Source organism: Colwellia meonggei, assembly GCF_057537295.1.
On the sequence record NZ_BAAJLZ010000001.1, the window covers coordinates 993,795 to 1,016,870 of the forward strand.

A 23,076-nucleotide genomic window follows, 5' to 3' on the forward strand; every position below is an offset into this window, starting at 1 on the left:
ATTATTTAATACTATTAATGATTTTAAACTGCACGACAATTTAATCAATAATGGTAAATCAGTAACACTATTATCCAATGAGCTTCCATCATGGCATTATTACAAATTGCTGAACCAGGACAAAGTACGGTTCCTCACGAGCATCGATTAGCAGCAGGTATTGACCTTGGTACCACCAATTCACTTATCTCAAGTGTTAAAAGTGGTTTGGCCGAAACCATTATTGATGAACATGGTAAAGATATTCTTCCTTCCGTTGTTAGCTATCAAACTGATGAAATCTTAGTTGGTGCAGAAGCTAAAGCCTTGTCAGTTAGCGACCCAGAAAATACTATCGTTTCAGCTAAACGCTTAATTGGCCGCTCAAAAGCTGATATAGCGAGCAAATACGCTTCTTTGCCATATAACTTTTGTGGGGATGAAAGCCACCCATCGATAGCGACACGTAAAGGCGATGTTAACCCAGTACAAGTGTCTGCTGAAATTCTAAAGACATTAGCAAAGCGTGCAGAACTTTCACTAGGCGGCGAGCTAACGGGTGTTGTAATTACGGTACCTGCGTATTTTGATGATGCGCAACGTCATAGTACTAAAGACGCCGCTAAGTTAGCGGGTGTTAATGTTCTTCGATTATTAAATGAACCAACTGCAGCTGCTGTTGCCTATGGCCTTGATAGCGGGCAAGAAGGCGTTATCGCCGTTTACGACTTAGGTGGCGGTACCTTTGATATATCGATATTACGCTTAAATAAAGGCGTTTTTGAAGTACTTGCTACTGGTGGTGATTCAGCCCTTGGCGGTGATGACTTTGATGAAGTCATCGTTGAAGATATTATTGAGAAAGCAGGTCTAACACGGCCATTATCTGCTTCAATGGAGCGACAACTCACTCAACAAGCGTGTTTTGCTAAAGAGCAGCTTTCAATAAACGATAGTGTCGAAATTTCATTGTTGTTAGAGTCAGGTAATCAATGGACAAACAGCTTAACTCGTGATGATTTTGAAACCTTAGCATTGCCATTAGTGAAGAAAACATTACGCGCTTGTCGTCGTGCGGTAAAAGATGCTGAACTCTCAATAGCTGAAGTTATTGAAGTGGTTATGGTTGGTGGCTCTACTCGTGTGCCATTAGTGCGCAATGAAGTGGAAAAGTTCTTTAATAAAAAGCCATTAACATCAATTGACCCAGATAAAGTGGTTGCCATTGGCGCTGCTATTCAAGCGGATATTCTAGCGGGTAATAAACCTGAGAGTGATATGTTGTTACTTGACGTTACGCCATTGTCACTAGGTTTAGAAACTATGGGGGGATTGGTCGAAAAGGTTATTCCACGCAATACGACTATTCCAACCGCTAAAGCTCAAGAGTTCACTACCTTTAAAGATGGCCAAACAGCGATGGCTGTACACGTATTACAAGGTGAACGTGAGTTAGTTGACGATTGCCGTTCATTGGCTCGTTTTGAACTACGCGGTATTCCAGCAATGACAGCTGGGGCTGCACATATTCGCGTAACCTTTAAAGTTGACGCCGACGGTTTGTTAGAAGTTTCTGCAATGGAAAAATCAACAGGTGTTGAATCGAGTATTACCGTTAAACCAAGCTTTGGTTTAGAAGAGCATGAGATTACCAGTATGCTGAAAGATTCAATGGAAAACGCTGAGCAAGATATGCAAGCTCGGATGTTAAAAGAACAGCAGGTAGAAGCTTCTCGTGTTATCGAGTCGATTCAAGCAGCACTAGCTGTTGATAGTCACCTATTAAACGAAGCAGAAATAACTGAAATAGAGAATAATATTTCAGCGCTTGCAAAAATAAGCCACACAGGAAATGCCGCTGATGTTGAAGCGTCATTAGAAGTATTAAATCATAGCACTGCCGCTTTTGCTGAGCGTAGAATGGACTCTTCTATTAAAACAGCATTATCAGGCCATTCAGTAGACGAGGTTTAGTTAAATGCCACAAATTATATTTTTACCAAATGAAGAATTGTGCCCAGAAGGGGCAGTAGTACAAGCTGAAAAAGGCGAAAGTGTACTTGATGTCGCCCTTAAGAATGACATTGGTGTAGAGCATGCGTGTGAAAAGGTTTGTGCTTGTACCACATGTCATATGATCATTCGTGAAGGTTTTGACTCAATTGAAGAAAGTGATGAACTTGAAGATGACATGCTTGATAAAGCATGGGGCTTAGAGCCAGAATCACGCCTTGGTTGTCAAGCTATTGTTCAAGATGAAGACTTAGTTGTAGAAATTCCTAAATATACTGTCAATATGGTTTCTGAGAATCACTAATTGGTTTTAGGTAAATATTTTTAAAGGGTAATAGCAGTAATGTTATTACCCTTTTTTACTTCATAATATTGTTAGCTTTTTCTGAAGTTAACTTGGGTTAGCCCACTTTAACTTTTTATTATTCATTGGAGAGTTAATTGCCTTTAAATGACCAGCCGCAATTAATTCTTCCGTTTTTTCAGTAACATTAGCTAATTGATTCCCTTTATTACAGTCGATATTTTCAAGGCCAACCCAGCAATTTCTTGATGACTTTTTGGCTGCATATAGACCATGATCTGCAATATCAATAACCTGTTCCCAGCTATAAGCTTCAGGGCGTTCGATAGCAAAAGGGAAACTAGCAAAACCTATAGAGCATGTTTTCTTGAGTATTCTTCCTTCTCCAATATCAAAATCAAATTTCTCTACTGATAGCCTTAATCTTTCCGCGATCTCTGGCGCGCTACTTCGATTGGAAAAACGGGCGACGACTAGAAACTCTTCTCCCCCCCATCTTATTAAATAATCTGATTCTCTAAAGACGCTTTCCAAAATCGGCTTTATGCTAACTAACACTGCATCTCCAGCAGCATGTCCATATAAATCATTAACTTGCTTAAAGTGATCTAAGTCGATCAAGAAGAAGGTTAAGTCTGCTTCATCTAATGGCTTATTCGATTTATTGTTGAAGTATTTTCGGAGTGTTAAGCCAATATCACTTTTCAAGTTCCTTGATAAAAAGCGCCTATTTTTCAGCTTAGTCAATTGATCTGTGAGGCTTAATTCTTCTAGCTTCTTATTGGCTTGCAGGAGGCTTTCGGTTCTTTCATCAACCATTTTTTCTAAGCGAATGCTTAACTCTCGAGCCGCCTTAACTTTTTGTCGTTGTGCTCTAATGAATCCATATATCGCATAAAGCAAGACTAAAACGTAAACAGTGTACGCCCACCATGTTTTCCACAGTGGAGGAAGGATGTTAACTTCTAGCGTTCGCGTATCTGAAGCCCAAGGCGTTAGAGTATTCTTAGTTTTGACTTTAAAAACATATCTTCCTGGAGAAAGGTTAGTATACGTTGCAATGCGATTATCCGCATCAGTAGTTACCCAATCTGAATTGAAGCCTTCAAGTTTATATTGATACTTCATGTTTTCGAAATCAGTAAAATTTAGGGCGGAAAACTTAAAGGAAAAAACATTCATGGAATAGTCTAGGGTAATTTTAGAAGCTTTCACTATTGATTTACTTAAAGCTCCATTCGATCCCTCTCTGCCAATTTCAACACTTTTATTTAATAGAAGGAAATCTGTTAGTGCTATTTGAGGCTTAATCTTTGGTAATTCAAATTCTTCTGGGTAAAAACTACATAATCCTTTGTCACCAAAATAAAATTTTCCATTGCGTGATTGGTAAAAGGCTTGAGTATTTTTCAAAACGCAATGGGTGTTATGGTCAATGTTATGGTAGATGATGTCCTTTGTTGAATCGAACTTGGAGATATGTCGGCCGATAATCCAAATATAACCTTGCTTATCAATCATTATGCCATTAGTTTCGTCATTTTCTAGTTCATTCTTAGAGCCATAGCGGGTAAATTTTTTGTCTTTAATGTTAAATTTATTTAACCCTTCTTCTGTTGCTAGCCATAACTCGCCTTCTTTTTCTTGGGCAATCGAATAAATACGATTGTGGCTGATGCTATTTTCGTCATTTGGGTTATATATAAAGCGAGTAAACGTTTGGCTTTCATAATTAAATTTGTTGAGGCCACCATTTATCGTACTAATCCATAAGTCGCCCTCAATAGAGAATAAAAGGGCCTCAACGGTATTTGCACCTAGGCTAGTTTTATCGTTCACATCATGAAGAAAGCGCACAAAAGTGTCGTTAGCTTCATTGTATTTATTTAATCCTGTATCGGTGCCCACCCATATGTTGCCGCTATTATCTTCTGTGATAGACATAATGTTGTTATCACTAATGCTGTTTTTGTTTTCTTCCTGATGTAGAAAGCGCTTGAAAGATTTACCATCAGCAGCCAATAAATTTAGTCCGCCACTTAAAGTTCCAAACCACATGTTATTCTTCGAATCTTGGAAAATTACTTTTACGAAGTTGCCGCTTAAACTGTTATTGTTTTCTTCATCATGAGTAAAATGCCTAAACCCCTTTGAATGACTTTTTCTAAAATTCAAACCGAATTGAGTGCCAACCCATAAGTTGTCTTCTCTATCTTCAAATATTGCGGTAATTAAGCCGCTAGTTAAACTATCTGAAATAGAATCAATATGCTGTATATAGTCAGACTGTTCACTCAATGGATTGAAAATGCTAACGCCTCCACCAAATGTTGATAACCAAATGAAGCCCTTATTATCTTGAGTAATTGACCAAATGTTATTACTAGAAAGGCTATTTTCTCGTTCAGTAGAATGTTGGAAGCGTTGAAAGTCTTGGGTGCCTTTTATGAATCTATTAAGGCCTCCTTCGTTCGTGCCAACCCAAATAGTATGTTTTTTATCTTCGAATACTGAGAGTACTTCATTGTTACCAAGACTAGTCTCGTTATCGGGATCATGCTGATACCTTTTAAATAAACCAGTCTTTGGGTCTAATCTATTGAGGCCACCTTTTCTGGTTCCGACCCAAAGTAGACCTGTTGAATCTTCAATAATCGAGCTTACTCTATTATGGCTTAAGCTATGCGGGTTATTTGGGTTATGTAGATAGCGAGTGAATGTTTTACTTTTCTTATTAAACTTGTTTAATCCTGCATTTCGTGTGCCTAACCACAAGTCGCCATGACTGTCTTCAATTAAACTGTATACAAAATTGCCGCTAATGCTGGTAGCATTTTCCGGGTTGTGGAGGTAGTGGCTCACAGTATTTAATTTAGGGTCAATACGGTTTAAGCCTCCGCCCCACGTTGCTACCCAGATGATGCCTTTAGAATCGACCAAGTTAGCCATTACTATATCGTTATTCAGCGAGTTTAGGTTCTCTGGCTGATGGCGATATGTAATAAATATTTCTCTGTCAGAATCAAACCTTGCTAAACCGCCATCCGTAGAAAACCATAACCTGTTTTTACTGTCTTTATTAATTGAATTAATGTAATTGTTAGGTAAAGAATCGAGATTTCTTTCATTATATTTAAACAGCTTAAAATCATTTCCATCATAACGATATAAGCCTCTTTGTGTTCCTACCCACATAAAACCATCAGGCCCTTGAAGTGAATCAATCACCCATTGGCTGCTTATGTCTTTTTTATTGATGATTGGCTGAAAAAAGTTAAATGCGGACTTTTGTTCAGAAGTATTTGATACCGCTTTGGAAAAAAAGCTGATAGAAATTAAAAAACTGAAAAAAAACACTAATTTCAATTATCTTCCTCCAAGTTATGGTTTAAATTTTTTGAAAAAGGTTTCAGTATTATATTAGCATTTTATCTTTTTAATGCGACTAAATAGATGCTTATTTTCAATGATTTAATGAATTGGGCTTTGTTATTATGAAAAAAATGAATGCGATATTCAGGCTTAAATAGTATGTGGATTTTTAAATGATGGTTTAAAAAATTAATAACTAGAGCATCTTATTTTGAAGTACATATGCATGAGAACATCAACATATTTTTGTCCTGAAGTAGACACATCGTCAATATGGTTGGCGAGAATCACTAGCTGATTGTTAACCTAGTATTTTAAAAAGGGTAATAACAGCGATGTTATTACCCTTTTTTGTTTATGGCCAATGTGGATAAAAGCCTGTTTTATGTTTTTTTTCGATAAATTACACTAAAATTAATGGGTAATAGTGTTTTTAAACTGGTTTCAATACTCAGTTTTTACCGTATATTCACTTTAGATAAAACCCTGTTAAACATACTCTCTTAAAAGAGAGGTAGTGATCAATATTATATTAATTTGACACAATACCCCCTCTAAATATAGCACATATACCATGTTTACTTTCAAGGTCACTCGATCTTAAACTACAAAATCGTGGCTAATTTTACTTGAGAACTTCAGGGGACGCGTTACATTACTTAATCAACTTTAAATGATTAAGAGCAATAGGTGAATTACCTTAATATTAAATATCCAAAGACATTTTTAATTTACCTATCTGTTTAGTGACTTCTCGACGATTAATTATCGACGTATGTAATTGTTGCCATTTACGCTTCCAGAAGTGCTTTTTTCTAAAAACTTTTTTGGCTGAAATAGTACTATCGAATGTCATGTCCTGAGCAATAGGGTAGGGCATAAGCGATAAAACACTAATTCTCTTTTCCCAGAAATGTTGAATATCAGTATCTACAGGCCGTCCAAATTTGTTAGTCGCAGCTAATAGTTGCTGAGCTGCTTTCTTACTTATTGCCGTAGCTGCACCGCCACTCATAGGTTTAAGGTGTACAACAATATTCATTTTGTTGGCAACGCTATGACTGAACTTAATTTTTCTTTCACGGCTTTGATAAGCGGATAGCTTGATAATGTCCCATGAAAAATCAAATGTTTGAATCGTATCTATCGCTAATTTCAACTCACTAAGTAGTAGAATATCGTCTTCCAAAACAATTCCAAACGGAGCATCACCATCAGCTATTTTTCGCCAAGCTTTACGATGGCTGTAATAGCAGCCTATTTGACCCGCTGTGAGTGGTGTGTAGTGTTTACTTCTGTTTAAATTTTCATCATAATGCTGCGTTATTTCATCCTTAGTTAAAGCTGAACCTAAAACTCCTGGAATGCGTTCAAAATCAATGTTTTGTGCAGTTAGTCGTTGACTACATTTAGCTAATCTATCTGGATTCGAGTCTAAGTTTATTATGTATATAGGAGGAGACATATGCTTAAGTACCTTGCTTATTGATGTATTCTGCTTCTTGTTCCTGTTCGAAAAGTTTAGCTTCCTTAGAGAAAGCGTAATATGCAGAGATAATTGACTTAATAAAGCCTCTGCGTCCATTGAATATTTGCCTTTGAAAAATAAGCTCTTTAAATACTGCAAAAGGGAATATATAAAGTAATTTTGCCGTTGATGATGCCTGATATTTTTGATGTTTCTCTAATGCTTTTAGTGTTGAATAGTGATTGTTTTTATCAGTTAACTTTGATATGTCGTTGTAACCGTAGTGGTCAAATGCTTCATTAATAAGCACTTCTTTACCTTTTATGGTTGCTGTCTCATGCACCAATACAGATGAATCGAAGTGTGCTTTTGATTTTTTATAAAGCCGGCGATTTTTAGGCAGTTTTGCTAATAAAGATGATTTTTTATTTATAAAAATATCATTTCGTCGAAACCTTATGGAATCTGCCGAACCATATTGGATGATATGACTTATTTTACGAATTATTTGTGTATTAAGTACTTCATCAGCATCTAAATTGAATACCCATTCATTCGAGCATAGTGACATCGCATATTGTTTTTGCTTAGCAAAACCAAGCCACTCTTGGTGGTATATTGTTGCACCGAATTGCTCAGCAATCATTAGGGTATTATCGCTGCTACCAGAGTCTACAATGACAACTTCATTAAAGTTGGTGACACTCGCGAGTAACCTTGCAAGGTGAACTTCTTCATTAAGAGTAATAATAAATACACTGATTGGTAGCTTACTATCGAGCGTGCTATTTATCATGATTGATTATCCAATACATGGAAAATTGCACTGTACCAAGCACCTTCTAAAAGCATTTTTTTACTTTGTCGCATTGTTTTCATTTTCTTTTAATTAGATAAGTTACATTCCAAATTTTCTTGACTTTAGTATTGAGCAAGTATCATTTAGGTTATATCTGGAACTGAATACAGCTGACTTTACCATGTGGCAAGAGAAGATTTTGTAAGCGTACGTAAGCTCACGTAACCCTATGTAATGAGAAGGTTTGGTCACAAATATATACTGTCTACAATTGATGTATCTGCAGGTGAACGATTAATTTTATTGTGGATAAATCGTAATGAAAATGGTGAGGCTCTAGTATATGAACTTTAATGCTTACATTGCTTAAAGTGCTCTTTGAACTTGGCCTGAAGTGGAGCTTTTCTATAACGTAGAATAATTGTCTAGGTTTTTAATTGAGAACGTGACAATTCAGGAGACGTTTAGATTGCTCATCAATAGAAACTAACTTTTATTAGAACAACACTCATTCGTTTGTTAAGTTGATGGAACTTTTATCACAATGCTTGATAATCTACCTTCATGTTATTACTAATTCTTAGGTGAGAGGTAGAGCATTCCTATATTACATTTCCAAGCTAACGGCATACTTACTTCAAACTAAGTTTTAATCGTATTTCTGTAGTAGTTAACCCTCTTTGTCTAGAAGCCCAGTGAATAATTGATGAAAAATATCGTTGATGAAGTTGGCTCTTAGCAGAGCTTGATTTCTAGCTTGCCAAATATACTGATGAATTTGAATATAGTGACGAGATAGACGATGAAGTTAAAGAACTCAATGAGTCAAAAGCTGAACAGGTATTCTAACAAGCAATAACCTCAGCTAAGAATGATACCCCATAGAGCAAAGGTAATAATATATAAGGTTTTGATTTTTGCTGGATACTAGTTGCTATGACGATCCAAGCCAGTGGAAGGTTATGAAGATTCATCTAAACCTAAAGTATCTAAAATACCGCCAATACACCTGATAGAATGTTTGAACTGTTGTCGAAATATCAGAGAGGTAATGTAAAGCCATACTCTGAATATAACTTAAAATCTGAAGTCATATTTGAGACTGAAAAGAGTCCGATGTTTTGTGCTCAAAAAAAATTAAAAGTTGGTTAAAAGTTCAATATTTGATTTTAGAGTTTCTTGCTGAAATTTTTATCGAGTATGATGTCAATTATTATGACATTACACAGCAATACCATAGATAAATCTTCCATCAAGATAGGTTATTTAAAATAGAATAGTTTTATTGGTATATTCAGCGAAAGTTTTAAATTGCTCTATAGTTGTCTCTGTTAGAAATGTAAGCTTTTGTTTTTGAAAACTTCAAAATAACAGCAATTTTGTACAAGACTAGCAGTGCGGCAAAAGGTATAAATTTCTAGATATGACTATTAATGCCAAAGAACAAGCCAGTTTTTCTATTGCAAATGCCTTTAATGGCGTTGAAATTGTTAATGCTGATTTTAAAGCACAAACGTTTTCTAAACATGTTCATGAAAGTTACACTATTGGTGTTATTGAGTATGGAGCACAACGCTTTTATCGTAGTGGCAATATCCATGTAGCGAATACTAATTCTATCATATTAGTGAATGCTGATGATGTACATACTGGAGAGTCTGCTACGCCAGATGGTTGGAAGTACCGTGCTATGTACCCCTTAGTAGAGCATTTTGAGAGGATTAGTTATGATCTTTATGACAGTAAGAGCTTTGCCCCATATTTTGATGCTGCGGTTATTAATGATCCTAAGTTAGCTGCACAATTAAGACTGCTATTTTACCAAGTTGACACTAATGCTTCTAAATTACTCACCGAAACTATTATCTATAGTGTTATGATGAGATTGGTGCTAGGACACTCGACGTTACGCAACACTCCTAACGACCTTTGCGGTAGTAAACGTAAACTTATGTTAGCTAAAGAGTACCTAGATAGTTACCCCGAAGACGACGTTTCATTAATTCAACTTGCATCAATTGCAGGGTTAAGTCAGTACCATTTTATTCGGCAGTTTAAAAAAGCGTTTGGCCTTGCTCCCCATAGTTATCAAATACAAGTGAAATTAAAAAAAGCAAAAGCTTTACTAAAAATAGGGGTCAAGCCTGCTATGATTGCCACAGATTGTGGGTTCCATGATCAAAGTCACTTTAATAGGCACTTTAAAAAAGCATTAGGAACAACGCCTAGTAAGTTCCAAAAGCAAGCAGTATTGTACAAGAGTTAACGAGGGTTAACCTTTAAGCTCCTTTAAAACTTGAAGGAGATAACGCTTTGTTCACAAAAAAAACTAGTGCAACCTCACATGATCTTCGCACCATTAAAAAGGCTATAATCGATATACTACCTCTCGCCATTGCAACGGTGCCTTGGGGAGTATTGTGTGGATCAATGGCAGTCAACGTTGGATTGACTGGTATACAAGCTCAACTTATGTCATTACTAGTTTTTGCAGGAGCTGCTCAATTAGCTGCTGTAGCAATCATAGGTACAGGTGGAACAATAATCACAATGCTTTCATCTACATTTGTGATCAGCTCGCGACATTTGCTTTATTCTGCTGTTTTTAGGGAACAAGTAAGAAAAAGCTCTAAAGGCCTTCGTTGTAGCATTGCCTTTTTTCTAACCGATGAGATGTTTGCTGTAACTTGTCGTCATATGGAAAAGTATAAGTTATTTAGCTCTGTTTATGCACTTGCTTCAGGAATCACATTCTATTTAATTTGGAATATTTCAACTTTTGTAGGAATTGTTGCAGGCCAATATATTCCTAATTTAGAACATTTAGGTCTTGAGTTTGCAATCGCAGCTACATTTATTGCGATAGTTATTCCTTCCGTTAAATCTAGATCTACTTTAATCGCTGTGCTGTGCAGTGGAGGAAGTGCCGTTGTTTTATCTATGTTTGCTAATGAATACGCCTTAGTTGCTTCAACTTTTATCGGTATGTCTTTAGGGTACTTAAGTCAAAATAAGGTGACAGACCATGGATAACTTTTGGCTAGCTCTAGCGGGAATGACGACGATAACATTTTCATGTAGGTACCTTTTCTTTGCAAAAATAATTTCTATCGAACTTAATAACAAAGTGAAAAAGTTACTTAGCTTTACTGCTCCTTCAGTGTTAACTGCAATGTGGGCACCTATCGTTTTTATGGGGCATCAAAATACCAAGTATGAAGTTTTGGAAAGCCCATTCTTGATTGCAGGTTTGGCGACTATTTTGCTGAGTTTGAAAATAAAGCACACATTAGCTGTTGTTACTTTAGGAATGACAATATTTGCAATATTAAAAATGCTTTAATCGTTTTCCTTTCTAGCATCTTCGGGTGCTTTTTTTATAGTTGGATGAAATGTAAGTATTGTGTTTTATAACTTTCTTAGAGTGTTAAGTACTATATCAAAATGAACATTCCATCAATATGGTTAGTGAAACCATTAACCAGTTTTTAATAAATTGTTTTTGAAAGGGTAATAACATGAATGTGTTATTACCCTTTTTCGTTTTGAGAAAAATAGTCAAAAAGAAGCAAGGTATTTTATTTATAGCTGGCGACAAGCTGCTTTCATACTACTTTTTAATAACTATTTTTAATGGCTACTTAGTTTTTTCTTAAGGCTTTGTTTGAAGAATATATACTCAACAATGCTTAAGTTAATTGCTATTCCCATAAGCCTGCCATAGTCATGCTGAAACTGGGTTACTATCGCGAAAGTGTTTTCTAAATGGCTAAATAATAAATACAAAATTGCTTCAACAAATAGCGGTGATACCGATGCCAATGTTATCGCCACTGCTCTAATCATCCATTTACGATGTGCTTGAATACTACTATTGATGATTTGCCATAGTGCTATTGAAAAAGCAGTACACATGGCAATGCTCAGAATAACCAGTGAAACATAACGCATGCCTAGCGAATCGGGAGAAAGGACATGATGCATCCAAATACCAGATAGCGCCATGGTGTAGCCTGATAGCAAGGCAATACGTCCGCCCATTTTATGCCAGTTTGGACTCTTTACTCGCAGCGCGGGTGAAAATTGAAATGGCATGGTTAAGAAAAACAAAACTCCAGCACCGCCGTGAACTAGAATTGCTGCAGGTGTATCAAAATACACTGTGTTTATTGCAGCAGATAGGGCTTCATTGCCAGGTGGGCCCATAATCACCAATGCCAATATAAAAATGGCAGGTAATCCTGGAATACCAGTCATAAAAAGTAGAAAGCCAACAATAGGCCAATTAAAAGCTGTTTTACTCATTTTAGTATTATTGTTTATCATTATTGCTTCAGACATCTTGTTTTTTCTTATCAACTAGCTAAGGATAAGTGAATTATGTAGAATGCCTTTGATAATGTCGTCCGAGCATGTTGACTCGAACCATTTATAGTCCTTATCCTGTAGGTTCGGACGTTTTTAAAGTACTATAAAGTAAAGTTTATTAATGGTTTATATATTATTTGAGAATTTTTTGTGATTGATAATCCCGCACTGTTTACAGTCAATTTATCTACCTTATTGGTTATTGTTTTTAGTGTACATTTACTGGTTTTACGATCTTTTTCGCGCCAAACTTATTTACCGTTAGCTATCTGTTTAGTCGCTATTGGTGTTGTGATTTGTCGACCAACATTGGCTGTTTTTTTCCCTCAGTTACAATCAACATTCCTGATCCTTTCTCTACCTGCCATTTTACTTATTAGCCCATGTTTCTGGTTTTATGTTCAAGGGATAACGTCTGAAACACCGTGGCGTTTTAGTCGTAAACTTCTATATCATTATGTTCCTGCGAGTGTCGGCGGTCTTATTGCGTTGCTAGCTTTTTTTATACCAAGCGATATTACCAGAGCCCTATTAGTTGAAGGGAATGAAGAGGTTATTAATGCCGCGCCAGTTTTATTACGTTATTTACTCTACGGAATGTTTATTAGCACCTTTATCCTGATTTTAGGCTGGGTGCTACAATCAGGATTTTACTTCTTTAAAATTACTCAAAGGCTTCATCAATATCGTCAACATTTAAAAGACTTGTTTGCGAGTACAGAATCAAGAGAAATTAAGTGGCTTAGTTGGCTACTTTTTACTGTCGGTATCGTTTGGCTGGCAACGGCTGTTTATATTGTTTTGGATAACCTATTTTATTCTGTTCCAGTTAACCCTGTTTTGACTAATTTAGTCCTATTAGTGATGTTGTGGAGTATCGCTATATGGGGACTTAGACAAAAACCTGGCCTAGAGGAATTGTATGAAAGCCAAGATGATATACAAGAAGTTCTAGTTCAGGAAGATAGTCAGCAACGTAAATATCAACGTTCAGCACTAGATGAGCAACAGTCTTCTCGTATTGCTGAAAAAATAGAAAAGTCTATGCGTGATGATGAACTCTTTTTAGATACCTCCTTGTCTTTGCAAAAATTAGCAAAGCACATTTTTACATCACCGAATTACATTTCACAAACATTAAACGAAACCTTGGGAATGAACTTTTTCGACTATGTTAATAGGTATCGTGTAGATGCTGCTAAACGCATGTTAGCGCAGAGTGATGATACCGTTTTAGACATTGCCATGAGCGTTGGTTTTAATTCAAAATCATCATTTTATACGGCATTTAAAAAAGAAGCTGAACAAACGCCAAGCCAGTACCGTAAAAACGCTAAGTTCAATAAAGTATAAAAAGAGCCTTTGCTTAGTAAGATAAATTCAATTTTATGATGAGTGAATTAAACTGACTCTGCTTGATGTAAAAGTAGTTGGTTTTTATTTGCTTATAGTTAGCATCATAATGCGGATTGTGTTTTGAGCAATTTGTAGTTTTGAATGCTCCTTCCTCTCTAATTAACAAAAAATATTTGGTAATAAATCAAATGATAATGCCTTTTTCATTGGTATTGATTGCCTTAAAATACCGCCCAATCGCACACCTTTAGTGCAAAGCTAAAATGAATACCTTGGAGATTATCATGACTCACCCAATTATCACCGATTTAGAACAACGTTATACTGCTAAGCGTTATGATCAATCAAAGCGTGTCCCACAAGCAGAGCTTGAGGTGATATATGAGGCAATGCGCTTATCAGCTTCATCAATAAACTCACAACCTTGGAAATTTATTGTCATTGAAAGTGATGAGGCGAAACAACGTATGCATGAAACCTTTGCCAACAAGCATCAATTTAACCAGCCTCATGTTAAAGCAGCGTCGCATATTATTTTATTTGCTTATAATCCCCAGTATACGCGAGATGATTACGCAAAAGTGGTTGATAAAGGCATTGTTGATGGTCGTACTGCGCCGGAGAACCGTGAGCAAGCATTTGCTGGTTTTGCTTTCGCTGAATTAAATACCGATGAAAATGGCGACACTTCGGCATGGACAAAGGCGCAAACCTATTTAGCGTTAGGCAATACGCTACATGTATTGGCTCGTTTAGGCATTGACTCGACAACTATGGAAGGGGTTGACAGTGAGTTAATTAGCCAAGTATTTGAGCAAGAACTGGAGGGGTATCGATGTGATGTTGCATTGGCTATTGGTTACCATCATACCGACGAAGATTACAATGCAAGTTTACCGAAATCTCGTCTTGCACGTGAAGCGGTGTTACAGGTTCTATAAATAACTTTTTAGTTTACGTTTGTGAGCATTTCTTTGATGTGAAACTAAACAGGTAACAGTTTTGCTGTTATCTGTTTTTGTTTAAGCTCGGTGTCTAGCTATGATATTTGTTTTATTCACTGTCTTAGTGCAAAGATAAATAACACGGTTTAGCTAGCTACTTTAACGACTTTCTTACCAGAAAAACCACCCGCTAATTGCATATTTAAAGCAACTGCCACATGGTTTGCTGAGAACTCAATAAGTTTAATTGCAGGTACTTGAATATTCTTACTAATCATACCAAGTGCTCAAATAAGGTATCTATTACTAAAGAACAGAGCTATAAATTAGCCACCGTTTTTATTTTTATACATGGCTTCGTCAGCCTCATCGATTAGTAGTTCAATATCAATGTGTTTTTGATGATCAAAAGCGACAATGCCGTGGGAAAAGGTAATATGGTAGGGTAAATCTAAATGTTTACTTACTGATATCAAATTATTGGCAAAACGTTTTACCGCTTGTTGAGCTGACTCATGTTCGCTACCCGTTAGCAGTACAACAAACTCGTCACCACCAAATCGTGCGCAAACATCAGAAGACCTAAAAGTGTTTTTCATTTGCTCGGCAAAAATTTTAAGTACTTGATCTCCAGCCGCATGACCATAATTATCATTAAATAATTTAAATTTATTTAGATCAAAGTAAACAAGATGGCACATGTTATTTCGTCTATCTGCCATATCTAGGCAGTGCTGCCCTAAACGTTTGAAGCCTCTTCTATTACTTATATTTGTTAGCTCATCCATTGTTGCTAATTGCAATGATATAAATTCACCCGTTACCAGTGCGGCTAAATCACTAAGTGCAACAAGATCATCTTCATTTAACGTTTTTGGCTTGGTATCGATAATACATAGAGTGCCAATATTCTCTCCTGATGGCGAAGAAATTGGGTGACCAGCATAAAAGCGAATATTGGGCTCGCTAATAACAAGCGGGTTGTCAGAAAAACGTTCATCAAGAAAAGTATCTTCAATAATAAAGGTGTGATTGTTATGAATAGTATGACCACAAAATGAAATATCTCTTGGGGTTTCTTTTACGCTTAAACCAATAGAAGATTTAAACCATTGTCGTTTTTCGTCAACTAAGCTTACTAAGGCAATGGGGACATTAAATAACTTCTTTGCTAAACGAGTGACACGATCAAATCTCTCTTCAGGATCTGTGTCTAAAATTCTGAGAGATTGTAACGATGCTAATCGGCTTTCTTCATTTTTTGTCGGTGCAGGAACAAGCATCAAAAATATAGCCAGTTTAAGTTATTGTATGAGTATAGTGCTAAATGTTGAAGAAAGAGTAATATCAAATATATTTTTACAAATTAGTAAATAAATTGTCGGAATTGTCTTTTCTTATTCGTTTATATAATAGCGAGTTAAAAATAATTCGCTGAATTTACACTTTGATAATTTATTAAGGAACTACAAATGCAATTTCTATGTTTAATTTATGAAGATGAAAGATTACAAGCAAGCCGCGAAGAACAAGAAAATAATAAAATATTTCAGCAGTATATGACGTTTACTGAACAAGTAAAAACTAATGGCAACTTTGTTGCTGGTGATGCGTTACTACCTACTGACACGGCAACGACAGTGCGTGTTAGAAATAATGATACCTTATTGACGGATGGCCCATTTGCAGAGACTAAAGAGCAATTAGGTGGATATTACTTGCTAGAATGTGATTCATTAGATGAAGCTATAAAGCTTGCTGAAAAGATACCGTCAGCAAAATTTGGCAGTATTGAAGTACGACCTATTATGGTTTTTGAATAATTTCGTGTAGTTATAAACGTGTTAGTACAAGCACTAACACGTTTACTTTAGTAAGGAATTTAAATAAATAGAAAGTTAGATAATGAATAGGCGAAGTAACGGTTATGGAAAACACAGCATTAGCTCATCACATTCAAGTATGTTATCCGCAAGCGCTAACTAAGCTGATTTATCGTTATAAAAATATTGTTGTAGCGGAAGATTTATTGCATGAAGCCGTTGTAAAAGCGTTAATAAATTGGCAAGAAAATATTCCTGAAAATAGTGTTGCTTGGTTGGTAACCGTCGCGTCCAATCACTTTATTGATCAAGCGCGCAGAGAAAAGCGTTTTGTTGGCAATGAAATTAATGATGAAAAGGTCCAAGAAATAGATTTAAGTGAACAGGCACTACTTGATAGCTATAAAGATGATTTACTGCGTTTAATTTTTACTTGTTGTCATCCTGCCCTTAATATACAAACTCAAATGTTACTGACGTTAAAGCACGTTTTAGGTATGTCGGTTGCTGAAATTGCCAATGCTTTGGTACAAAAAGATAAAACTATTGAACAACGATTAACGCGCGCTAAAAGTAAAATTACCCAAGCTAACATCCCTTATCAAATTCCCACATTGCAGGAGTGGCCAGAAAGAATCGACGCTGTTTTAAAGGTTATTTATTTATATTTTAATGAAGGTTACTTTACTAGTCGTGATCAAAAACTGGTTGATGGGCAGGTATGTCAAAGTGCGATAAAGCTAACTCGAATATTACACTCATGTATCCGGGATAATGCTGAAGTCATTGGTTTACTTGCCTTGTTACTACATCAAAATGCTCGCCTGCCAGCGCGAGTTGATGACAAAAACAATTTAGTTTTATTAGCCGAACAAAATCGAAAACTATGGCGACAGTCAGATATTCATGAAGCCAACATATTAGTTGAAAAGTCTTTGCTATTGGGTGGCGGTACTCCTTATGCAATTCAATCAGCGATTGCAGCACTGCACAATAATGCGAATAGCAGTGAACAGACCGACTGGCAACAAATTTATGCGTTATATCTAAAGTTACTTAACTGGCAAAATAACCCTGTAATTGAATTAAATGCAGAAATAGCTCGAGCACAATTTACGAGTACAAGCGAAGCGATCACGCGTATAGAAAAGTTAGCAGGTAAACTTATTACCTATCGCCATTTCTATAGCGCTTTAGCGGCGCTGTATCTACAAGGAAATAATTTCTCTAAAGCTAAATTGCATTATGTAAAAGCACTAAGGTTTACAAAAAATGATGTAGAAACACGCTTTATTTCACAACAAATTGAGCTTTGCCAAAAATAACCTGATTAGTTTAATTGCTCTATTTTTATACAAATAACTGTTTGAGGTTGGTTGATTATTGTGCAACTATTGCTGGTACGATCAGTTTGTTAGTTGTAAAAAAATAATAATTAATAACAAGGAGTTTGTTTTGAAATATTTACTACGTCAGCTACCTCTTTCCCTGTCTTTTGTTGCAATATCAAGTGTGCTTGTCGCATGTGGCGGAGGAGATTATACCTACATAGGTACACCCGAACCGGTAACACCAGAGCCTGTTCAACCACCGCCAACGCCACCAACTCCTGTACCTGCGTTTGATAGTGACGGTGTGTTAACAGCAAACATTCGATGGACTGATTATGGTGTGCCACATGTTACTGCTGACAACCTTGAAAGTATGTCGTACGGTGTTGGTTATGCGTTTGCGAAAGATAATATCTGTGTACTTGCCGACCAAATATTAAAATACAATTCTCAGCGGGCTAAATATTATGGACCGGATACGGTACCGGGATCGGGTGATTCAGCGCACCTAATTAATGATTTTGGTTTTTTAACTCTGGGGATTAAAGAACACGCCGAAAAAAACATAAACTCACTTTCTGCCAATAGTCAGGCACTGCTATCCGGCTATGCACAAGGTTACAATAAATATTTAGCTGAAACGGGTGTCGCAAATATTGATGGTGCTTGTGCGAATATGCCTTGGGTGCAGCCAATAACGGCTGTTGACATGTTGACGTACTCTTTAGGCATTGCCTTGCTACCAGGAGCAGCAAACTTCCTAGGGCCAATGTTTTTGGCTGCGCCTCCTGGTGAAAACTTTGCGCCTTATCCCGTGAATGCTGGTGTCAATAGTTACCAGGTTAATTCAAAGCCAGTTATTAGTTTGCCAGAGAAAAATCCAAGCGATTTAGGCTCAAATGGTTGGGGTTTGGGTAAAGATAAAACTGAAAATGGTAAAGGTATGGTATTGGCTAACCCACATTTTCCTCATACGGGTAACTTACGATTTTGGCAATTTCATATCACTATTCCCGAGCATTTAAATGTTATGGGGGGCTCTTTAACTGGAATGCCAGGTGTGGTTAATATTGGTTTCAATGAAAATGTTGCTTGGACACATACATTTTCAACCGCTGAACACTTTGTAGTTTATCAATTAACCCTTAACCCTAATGACCCCGCACAAATGTCACAAGTGATTGATGGTGCAAATCGTTTGATCACATCGGAAGAGCTCGTTATTGATGTTGCAGTAGCACCAGGGCAAACTATTAAATTAGCGAAGAAAAGTTATTCAACGCACCATGGTCCTATGATTGTTGTACCTGGAAACTTTGAATGGGGAGCAGGTGGCAGTGCTTTTGCCATAAAAGATGCAAACTTAGGAAACGTTGATATTGTTGACCATTGGCTAGCGATGAATTTAGCTGGCAATATGGATGAATTTAAGCAGGCATTCCAAGATTATGATGGTGTGATTTTTAACAATACTATGTCTGCAGATGCTGAGGGTAATGTCTTTTATATTGATGATTCGACAGTACCGCACTTAACTGATTCTGCAATTAATGAGATGACAACAAATCCATTATTAGTTGGCGCTAAGCAAGCCGCTGGCTTTACTGTTTTACCGGGGTTTTTATCAGTCTTTGATTTTGAGCGCCCAGTACCCTACGCAAACGCTCCGAAATACTCAGGTAGCGATTATGTACAAAATTCAAATGACAGCTTCTGGTTAACAAACGCCAATGCTCCTATTACAGGGGTTTCGCCGTTATATGGTCAAGTTGAAAACCAGCAAACGTTACGTTCTCGCTTAGCACATAAATTATTAGCAGATAGCGCAGGTAATGATGGCTTATTTAGCCCTGAAGAAGTTGAACAAACATTACTAAGTAATCGTAGTTATCTTGCTGAAGGTGTTTTAACTGAATTGCTGAGCGCATGCCAAGCTCAGGGAAGTACGCCAATAGTGTTGAGCTCGGGGAATATTGATATCAGTAATGGTTGTTCAGCACTATCACTGTGGGATGGCACAATGAATAAAAATAGTAGCGCTGCTCATTTATTTAGAGAGTTTGCCTTCTTGTTTGATAATAACCCACAATGGCAAGCAAATTTCTCGGTTGATAATCCAACAACAACACCAAGCGGTTTAGTTCATAACACCACAACACTTGAACAATTTGCACAGGCAATTGTGAATGTGGAGTCTGCCGGTTTGGCACTAGACGCAACATTAGGTAGTGTTCAGTTTGTTGAGCGTAGCTTACCTGATGGAACGGCTACAGGGGTGAAAATACCGTGGGCTGGCGCGCACAACATTGAAGGTGGCTTTAATGTATTTAACACCCGAACGGGTAATGATGGTACTTTGCTGCGTCGTCACGTGTATCCGGCACAAAACAGTGATTCGATTTTAAGTGCAGCAGGGCAGGGTTATCATATTAATTATGGTAGCAGTTGGATGACTGTTGTTAACTTTACTGACGAAGGGCCAGTTGCACGAGGTTTACTAAGTTATTCGCAATCTCACGAATATGGCAGCGATCACAATTTAGATCAAACCATGCTGTATTCGCAGCAGCCACAATTAAGGCCATTACGTTTTACTGAAGCAGATATTGAAGCAAATAAGATAGCAGAGATGACTATATCTTCAGCGCCTGAGTAATTTTAATTTATTGCAGTTACTAAAAAGCCAGCAATAATGCTGGCTTTTTATATACAAGATGTAAGGTATATCGCGGCCGCATGGATGTAATTCATGAAGCACTATTTATCGTTACTTAGCGATAGATGCTAACTCTAATGTTACTTGGTCGATACCTAAATCTGATATCTTTCTGTTAAACTCAGCCTGTTTACTGCTAACTAATGAAATACCCTCAACGATCATGTCGTAAGCTTTCCATTGCTGAGACTTCTTATCCTTACGCATTTGAAAAGTGATTTTAATATCAGGCTTGCCGTCATCAACAATTTTTACATCAACAGATGCAGATTTAGCCTTTGGCTTCAACTTAGTGCCCGGTTCAAATAATACTTTTTGGTTATGGTATTGCGTTAACGCGCTAGCATATGTTCGTACTAAATAAGAACGCATAGCTGCTACAAATTTAGCTCTTTGCTCTTTTGTCGATTTTCTTAAGTGTTTACCTAAAATTTTAAATGATGCGTAGCGATAATCGATTGCAGGCATAAGCTCAGCCTCTACAATATCACGCATCAATTCAGGGAATTTTTTTAACGCTTCTTGGTTATCAGCAATTTTTGTAAAAAGCTTATTACCCGTAACTTCTATTACTTGATATGGAGATGCAACATCGTTAGCTGCGAAGCTGTTTTGTATAAAACTGGTAAGTAATATAACAAGTAGAAGAAACTTTTTCATGGGGACCCTTGTCTGGCTAAAATTAAATTATAGTTGATATTTTCAATTGCTGTATTATACATACCGACCGCTCGGTATGTAAATTGCTTTTAATGCTATAATAGAAGATAAAGTGTTAAGAATTGTTACCCGGAAGGTCGAATGCGTGTAATTAAAGTTATTTTCTTAAATCGTGTAAATAGCGGCACAGTTCTTTAATGACTTTATCGAACAGCTCCTTGTTAAGTGAGCTCTTGCTTAAGCTTGACGAACCATGGAAAGTAGAAACAATAAAATAAGCGACTTGGCTAAAATCTAAATTAGCTTTTAAGGTGTCACTTACGCGCAGCAAGTTCGTGGCAATTAATAAATTTAATTGTTGTTGCATTGCTAGAATGCGAATGCGAAAGCCTTCATCAACGCCAGACATTTCCTGGCATAGGTTATTAAGTGGGCAGCCACAAACCACTTCATCACAGCTCATTTCTTTCGACATTGAGCTGAAAAAATCACATAAACCTTGAATCGGGTCTTCAGATTCTACTGGCGGCTGCCAAAGTGAAATAAACGCAGGTGCGTATACTTCTTCAAATACCGCATAGCCAAGCTCCATTTTATTTGAGAAGTGATGATACAAAGCACCTTTTGATATTTCACAACGTTTTAAAATACACGATAAGCTCGTTGCGGTGAAACCATGTTTATGAATTTCATCAGCACTAACTTCTAGTATTTTCTGCCGTGTTTGCTCTGCGTCTCTCATTTAAAATCTCAAAAACTGTGGCCTTTAATATCTAAAGTTTAACCGACCGTTAGGTCGGTTGCAAAGGCTAGGTGAGCATTTTTTGTTATTATTTGTGATCATTCCAGTATAGAGCTAGATCGTTTCTAATGAAGCTGGATCGGTTTTAGGTACATATTTTGAGCTGAAAGCCTTGCTTTGCAGTTGATACAATAATTAATTTCAACTAACTGTTTGCTTTAGTTAACTAAAGCAATAATTTTTGCGGTGTAAAGTAGTATGCTTACAATTTATACGGTAAAGGTTTAATCCAATGAGTGATCTGCATACGTTAGGCTAACTGGCCAAACTTAAAGGCCACTTTAAATTTTAAGCTATCTATTGACAAATTATTATAACAATCTATCATTTGTTTAATTAATGACGAATCGTCACAATGATATGACTCCAAGAATTTTAGATGAACAGAGCTTAAAAGCTCGTGAACAAGATATTATCGATGCAACTATTGCATTGATTGAAAAGCATGGTGTAGAAAATATTACCATAGATAAAGTTGTGGCTGCAGTTTCCTATTCAAAAGGAACCGTTTATAAGCACTTTCTTGGTAAAGAAGATCTGCTATTAGCCATAGGTAATCAAGCGATTACTATTATGCATGATTTATTTAACCGTGCAGCACTGTATCAAGGTAGTGCAAGAGCGCGGATGCTGCTATTAAATGTTTCAAATTTAATTTATGCCATTCTACACCCAGCGCTATTTAAGAGTGTGCAGTGTTCTAAAAGCCCAAATGTCTATGGAAAATGCAGTGCTAAGAGGTTGCAAGAACAAGAGCAGTTAGAAGCGAAAGTAATGGGAACAACATTTGGTATTATTGAAGATGCTATCGCCAATAAAGAATTTGTACTTCCAAAGCATATGACGCTTCAGCAAGTTTGCTTTGCAACTTGGTCACAAACATTTGGTGTTATCTCTATATTATCCTCAGAGGTTGAACAATGTTCTGGAAGTTCAGGTCTAGTTGTAGAAAGAGAGCTGTTTAATCAAACAAACTTATTATTAGACGGACTGCAGTGGGTGCCATATTCTGCTGAAAAAGACTATAAACAATCTTTAAAATCAGCACTCGCATTAGTATTTCCGAGTGAGCTAGCCTTATTGAAATCAATGGGGCGTGAATTTAATTTTAACTAAACAAATTAATAATTCTATTAAGCTT

General features: G+C 36.7%; 19 protein-coding genes. 11 read left to right on the top strand and 8 right to left on the bottom strand.

The genetic code is table 11. The annotated features are described in order from the left end of the window. The first annotated feature begins 90 nt into the window (after positions 1 to 90). Both hscA and fdx read left to right on the top strand, forming a co-directional pair. Complete coding sequence (hscA, locus tag AC27E9_RS04440; protein ID WP_487127626.1) at positions 91 to 1,953, top strand: Fe-S protein assembly chaperone HscA; 1,863 nt, start codon at positions 91 to 93, stop codon at positions 1,951 to 1,953. Between the two features lie 4 nt (positions 1,954 to 1,957). Beyond that, complete coding sequence (gene fdx / locus AC27E9_RS04445; RefSeq protein ID WP_487111805.1) at positions 1,958 to 2,296, top strand: ISC system 2Fe-2S type ferredoxin; 339 nt, start codon at positions 1,958 to 1,960, stop codon at positions 2,294 to 2,296. An 87-nt stretch (positions 2,297 to 2,383) separates the two neighbouring features. On the opposite strand, the gene AC27E9_RS04450 is transcribed toward fdx, so the two are convergent. From AC27E9_RS04450 to AC27E9_RS04460, 3 genes are all read right to left on the bottom strand, one after another. Then, on the bottom strand, positions 2,384 to 5,653 hold the full coding sequence (locus AC27E9_RS04450) for a two-component regulator propeller domain-containing protein (RefSeq protein ID WP_487128294.1): 3,270 nt from the start codon (positions 5,651 to 5,653) through the stop codon (positions 2,384 to 2,386). A gap of 721 nt (positions 5,654 to 6,374) precedes the next feature. Beyond that, positions 6,375 to 7,133 (bottom strand): glycosyltransferase family 25 protein, encoded by a 759-nt coding sequence (locus tag AC27E9_RS04455; RefSeq protein ID WP_487127628.1) that lies wholly within the window; start codon positions 7,131 to 7,133, stop codon positions 6,375 to 6,377. Positions 7,134 to 7,137: 4 nt separating this feature from the next. Next, entirely contained in the window at positions 7,138 to 7,932 is a 795-nt protein-coding gene (locus tag AC27E9_RS04460; protein ID WP_487127630.1) for a glycosyltransferase family 2 protein, read from the bottom strand. 1,426 nt (positions 7,933 to 9,358) lie between these two features. On the opposite strand from AC27E9_RS04460, the gene AC27E9_RS04465 reads away from it, so the two are divergent. Genes AC27E9_RS04465 through AC27E9_RS04475 form a run of 3 tightly spaced genes read left to right on the top strand, consistent with a single transcriptional unit; the run spans position 9,359 to position 11,278 of the window. Then, positions 9,359 to 10,201 carry an AraC family transcriptional regulator gene (locus tag AC27E9_RS04465; RefSeq protein WP_487127631.1) on the top strand — a complete coding sequence of 281 codons (843 nt, stop codon included), beginning with the start codon at positions 9,359 to 9,361 and terminating at the stop codon, positions 10,199 to 10,201. 47 nt (positions 10,202 to 10,248) lie between these two features. Then, positions 10,249 to 10,968, top strand: coding sequence for an AzlC family ABC transporter permease (locus AC27E9_RS04470; RefSeq protein ID WP_487127633.1), 720 nt, complete (start codon positions 10,249 to 10,251; stop codon positions 10,966 to 10,968). Then, the gene (locus AC27E9_RS04475; protein WP_487127635.1) at positions 10,961 to 11,278 is read left to right on the top strand and encodes an AzlD domain-containing protein; all 318 of its coding nucleotides are present in this window, start codon (positions 10,961 to 10,963) and stop codon (positions 11,276 to 11,278) included. The genes AC27E9_RS04470 and AC27E9_RS04475 overlap by 8 nt, the downstream gene beginning before the upstream one ends. 287 nt (positions 11,279 to 11,565) lie before the next feature. Here AC27E9_RS04475 and AC27E9_RS04480 read toward each other — a convergent pair whose 3' ends face one another. After that, positions 11,566 to 12,276 carry a DUF2306 domain-containing protein gene (locus AC27E9_RS04480; protein WP_487127637.1) on the bottom strand — a complete coding sequence of 237 codons (711 nt, stop codon included), beginning with the start codon at positions 12,274 to 12,276 and terminating at the stop codon, positions 11,566 to 11,568. A gap of 177 nt (positions 12,277 to 12,453) precedes the next feature. Between AC27E9_RS04480 and AC27E9_RS04485 the strand changes: the two genes are divergently transcribed. Further along, positions 12,454 to 13,656, top strand: a complete 1,203-nt coding sequence (locus AC27E9_RS04485) for a helix-turn-helix domain-containing protein (protein WP_487127639.1) — start codon at positions 12,454 to 12,456, stop codon at positions 13,654 to 13,656. Between the two features lie 287 nt (positions 13,657 to 13,943). Beyond that, the gene (locus tag AC27E9_RS04490) at positions 13,944 to 14,600 is read left to right on the top strand and encodes a nitroreductase family protein (protein WP_487127641.1); all 657 of its coding nucleotides are present in this window, start codon (positions 13,944 to 13,946) and stop codon (positions 14,598 to 14,600) included. Positions 14,601 to 14,749: 149 nt separating this feature from the next. Here the strand turns inward: AC27E9_RS04490 and AC27E9_RS04495 are convergent, their stop codons facing one another. Next, on the bottom strand, positions 14,750 to 14,881 hold the full coding sequence (locus AC27E9_RS04495) for a hypothetical protein (protein WP_487127643.1): 132 nt from the start codon (positions 14,879 to 14,881) through the stop codon (positions 14,750 to 14,752). Positions 14,882 to 14,929: 48 nt separating this feature from the next. Then, complete coding sequence (locus tag AC27E9_RS04500; RefSeq protein ID WP_487128296.1) at positions 14,930 to 15,886, bottom strand: sensor domain-containing diguanylate cyclase; 957 nt, start codon at positions 15,884 to 15,886, stop codon at positions 14,930 to 14,932. Positions 15,887 to 16,075: 189 nt separating this feature from the next. On the opposite strand from AC27E9_RS04500, the gene AC27E9_RS04505 reads away from it, so the two are divergent. The 3 genes from AC27E9_RS04505 to AC27E9_RS04515 all read left to right on the top strand — a co-directional run bounded on the left by AC27E9_RS04505 (position 16,076) and on the right by AC27E9_RS04515 (position 20,413). Next, positions 16,076 to 16,426 carry a YciI family protein gene (locus AC27E9_RS04505; protein ID WP_487127645.1) on the top strand — a complete coding sequence of 117 codons (351 nt, stop codon included), beginning with the start codon at positions 16,076 to 16,078 and terminating at the stop codon, positions 16,424 to 16,426. A gap of 104 nt (positions 16,427 to 16,530) precedes the next feature. After that, entirely contained in the window at positions 16,531 to 17,751 is a 1,221-nt protein-coding gene (locus AC27E9_RS04510) for an RNA polymerase sigma factor (RefSeq protein ID WP_487127647.1), read from the top strand. 130 nt (positions 17,752 to 17,881) lie between these two features. Then, a complete protein-coding gene (locus AC27E9_RS04515; RefSeq protein ID WP_487127649.1) occupies positions 17,882 to 20,413 on the top strand; it encodes an acylase in 2,532 nt (843 codons plus the stop codon). A gap of 111 nt (positions 20,414 to 20,524) precedes the next feature. Here AC27E9_RS04515 and AC27E9_RS04520 read toward each other — a convergent pair whose 3' ends face one another. Together AC27E9_RS04520 and AC27E9_RS04525 are read right to left on the bottom strand one after the other, a co-directional pair. Then, the gene (locus AC27E9_RS04520; protein WP_487127650.1) at positions 20,525 to 21,133 is read right to left on the bottom strand and encodes an MlaC/ttg2D family ABC transporter substrate-binding protein; all 609 of its coding nucleotides are present in this window, start codon (positions 21,131 to 21,133) and stop codon (positions 20,525 to 20,527) included. Between the two features lie 157 nt (positions 21,134 to 21,290). Further along, positions 21,291 to 21,875 (bottom strand): TetR/AcrR family transcriptional regulator, encoded by a 585-nt coding sequence (locus AC27E9_RS04525; protein WP_487127652.1) that lies wholly within the window; start codon positions 21,873 to 21,875, stop codon positions 21,291 to 21,293. 399 nt (positions 21,876 to 22,274) lie between these two features. Between AC27E9_RS04525 and AC27E9_RS04530 the strand changes: the two genes are divergently transcribed. Continuing rightward, a complete protein-coding gene (locus tag AC27E9_RS04530; protein ID WP_487127654.1) occupies positions 22,275 to 23,051 on the top strand; it encodes a TetR/AcrR family transcriptional regulator in 777 nt (258 codons plus the stop codon). Positions 23,052 to 23,076 lie beyond the last annotated feature (25 nt).